Consider the following 2,392-nt stretch of genomic DNA (forward strand, 5'->3'; position numbering starts at 1 on the left):
GGACGGGCGCCCCCAGCTCGCGCTCGACGAAGGCGGCATGCTCGAACTCGACCTGTGTCGGCAGCTTTGGCGCCATGCCCCATCGCGCGCGGCGGGCGTTTTTCTTCGCATGGTCCGCCATCACGCCTTGCAGATAGACGCTCTGCTGTACGAGCCGATCGACGAGTTCCGGATCCTCATAAAAGAACGCCTTGTCGCAGAGGATCGGATCGCACCCTTCGATCGTGATAATTTGTTTGCGCGAACTGAGAGCGCGTAACTCCTGCGGCAACAGGAGTGGGCGACCGTGTTCTGATGTGTTCTCACTGGTAGTGGAGGACTTGCCACGGCTGCGACCCTTCGAGCGCGCCAGGTGCGTGAACTGCCCCAGCATCTTTGAATACTCTTCCGAGTCCTTGAGCGTGCGGGGTGCGAAGAGAACGCGCATCTTCGAATTGATTGCGAGCGTTTCCGCGCCGTGCTGGCCGTACAATTTCGGGTCGCTCAACTGCGACATACCGTGGAAGATCAGCATCAGGCGCAGGTTATAGCCGGCGATGAACGGATTGGCCGTGTCGACGATATCGAGCTTCCCGATGGCCGCAAACTCATCCATGACCAGCGCGCACTGATATTTAAGTGCCGGGTTCTCCTGCGGAAGCTCGGTTGTGTTCAGGTCGATCAATTGCGAGAAGAACAGGTTCGCGAGCAGCGCGCCCTCCTTCAGCTTGTTCGGATTCAGGCCGACATAAATCGTCATGCGTTTTTTGCGCACGTCGGCAAGATCGAAATCCGATCGGCTGGTCGCCGCATCGACAACGGGATTGGTGAATACGTTGAGCGGCGCATTCATCGTGGAGACGATGTTGCTGAACGCCTCTTTCGACTGGGACAGGAAGCGATTCAATGCGTCCAGGCATTCGAAACTAAGGGGTGGCAAAGAAGCATCCGGATTCGCCGTCAGTTTTGCCGCTGGCTGCGCCTCGGTCTGTGCCTTTGCGGGGCCACGTAGGGTGATGATTGCCGTCAGGTGTTCGCGAATCGGCTTGCCCTTGCCGGAGCCTTGCCGCAACACCTCGCCAAACGAACACGTCAGGCTCGGCGTTTCCAGCAGGTACAACACAATTCCAATAAACAAATTGCGCGCATTGTCGTTCCAGTATTTCAACTTCGGATCGACGTTGCTCGGATACAACTGCTCACCGATCGACATCACGTCGCCAATGCGGAAATGCGCCGGACGCTTGGCGATATAGTCGAACGGGTTGAAAGCATGAGTGAGTCCGCTCTCGAGGAACGGTGCCCACAAATACACTTCCTGGCCGCACTTCTTGCGATAGCCGGATGTGTACAGGAAGTTTTCGAGCTTGATATCTTCGACGACGGCCGAGTCGGGATAGGTGAGGAGATTGGGGATCACTACCGACACGCCCTTACCCGAACGGGTACCGGCGGCGACCATCATGAAGTCCTGGCCGCTATATTTCAGATATTCGCCTTCGAACTTGCCGACGATGAAGGAGGGATACTGTTTTTGCATGATCAGTCCTCCAGAAGGCCCACGGCCTTGATGTCGCGACGCGTGGCAAACTTGGCATTACCGAACTGGAAAAACTTGCCTCGCGACTTGATTGCCAGCACCACAATCATCGCGATGGGCAGAATCGGAACGGCAAAGGAGAGTGCCGTACAGACAGCAAGCGAGCGTTTCACCGCGAGCACGTCACCGTATGCACGCCAGTAGTCGAACAAGGTGAAGACACTCACGGACACTGGGGGCAGCTTCTGCATGTTGGCGAACGTCATGCCCCCCAGGTACTGACCAAGTGCGGCGGCGCCGGCAAGGATCGCGAGCATGAAGAGGCCCAGGATCACGAACTTGAAACGATTTGACATCGTGAAATCTCCGCTCGATTAGCGTCCTGGGTTGTGAATACGGGCATCGAAAATCATGCGACACCGCCCATGAGCTTCCACTTCAAAACCGGATCGAAATACACCTCGGTCAATCGCTTCTCGTGCATAAACAGCACGAGATCGACGGTCATGCGTACCTGGTCGAGCAGGAATTGCCAGTCAAGCGTTTGGCCAACCGCGCTTTGTTTAATGAGTGTGGCGATACGGGTGGATGCCGACCGGCTGTCGTTACAGTGGACTGTCGTGATGCCGCCGGGCGTGCCGGTGTTGAGCAACGTCAGGTAGTCCCAGGTCTCGTCGCCGCGCAGCTCGGCAAGAAACACGCGATCGAATTTCATGCGCAAGGTGGACTTCACAAGTTCTTTGGCGGGCAATGCGTCGCTAAAAAACATGTGCACGTGATTCGGGTGGTTGGGGAGAGACAATTCGGGCGTATCCTCGATCGTGCCGATGCGCTCGTGGGTCGGTACAAGATCGGAAATCGCCTTGTTAAGTG

Annotated in this window: 3 protein-coding genes; all 3 read right to left on the reverse strand. The window is 56.7% G+C overall.

Annotation, left to right across the window (positions count from 1 at the left end):
• On the reverse strand, window positions 1-1,519 hold a 1,519-nt coding region (locus WCA53_RS00815; RefSeq protein WP_423904298.1), incomplete at its 3' end, for a type IV secretory system conjugative DNA transfer family protein.
• Between the two features lie 2 nt (window positions 1,520-1,521).
• Window positions 1,522-1,875: a hypothetical protein gene (locus tag WCA53_RS00820; protein WP_423904300.1), complete on the reverse strand. Its 354-nt coding sequence runs from the start codon at window positions 1,873-1,875 to the stop codon at window positions 1,522-1,524.
• Window positions 1,876-1,928: 53 nt separating this feature from the next.
• The coding region (locus WCA53_RS00825; protein ID WP_423904305.1) for an ATPase, T2SS/T4P/T4SS family at window positions 1,929-2,392 on the reverse strand (464 nt) is incomplete at its 5' end.

The organism is Caballeronia sp. (assembly GCF_049581465.1).
GTDB lineage: Bacteria > Pseudomonadota > Gammaproteobacteria > Burkholderiales > Burkholderiaceae > Caballeronia.